The 797-nt window shown below is 37.8% G+C and carries 1 protein-coding gene; it reads right to left on the reverse strand.

Annotated elements, in window-relative coordinates:
* Window positions 1-106: 106 nt before the first annotated feature.
* Window positions 107-655, reverse strand: a complete 549-nt coding sequence (locus ALO_RS15380) for a site-specific integrase (RefSeq protein WP_004097568.1) — start codon at window positions 653-655, stop codon at window positions 107-109.
* Between the last annotated feature and the right edge of the window lie 142 nt (window positions 656-797).

A 797-nucleotide genomic window follows, 5' to 3' on the forward strand; every position in this document is an offset into this window, starting at 1 on the left:
ATCATAATCAATTATGGCATCAATTATGGTCTCTCATAACTATATTTACATTTCTTTTTCAAAAACCCCTTTTTTTCGACCTTAACTTTTACAAAAAGTAACCATATTATAAATTGAGATTGATATAAACCTTGTCCAATTCTTCTTTTGTGATGCCGATATAGGCTAAGGTTATGCTTGGGTTTGAGTGGTTTAGCAGTTTTTGAATTTTGGTTATGTCCGCGCCGTTCTTATGAACCCAGTACCCGAATGTCTTGCGCAGTGTGTGAGTCCCGATTGCTTCTTTCATGCCGATCACCTGGGCGGCTTTATTGATAATTCTATAAGCCTGTATGCGGGTAATCGGTCGATTTCTTCCTTTGCTTTCGAACAACCAGACGCTTTTGCCGGAACAATTGTCAAGATACTCTTGTATCGCTTTTTTGCATGTATCGGAAAGGGGAAAATCTTTGGTTTTCCCGGTTTTTTTTTCTCTCAGGCTAACTCTGTCTTTTCCTTTTACATCCTCAATTGTCAATTGCAACAGGTCTGAGATCCGTAAACCGCTGTTAATGCCCAAAACAAACAACAGATAATCACGTAAGTTATTACTTCTTAAATAGTGTTTCATGGCCAAAATCTGTTTTTTGTTGCGAATCGGTTCTACATACTCCATGTCAGTACACTCCTAATCATGTTTTTTGTCTGCCTAACAACATATGCTACTTTAAAATTCAAAGATTTGGCAATAGATCCAGCAACCGGTTTACAATTTTTTTATAAGCGACTGCGCTGGTTTAGCTTGAAGGGAAGCAACA

The organism is Acetonema longum DSM 6540, from assembly GCF_000219125.1.
Lineage (GTDB): Bacteria > Bacillota > Negativicutes > Sporomusales > Acetonemataceae > Acetonema > Acetonema longum.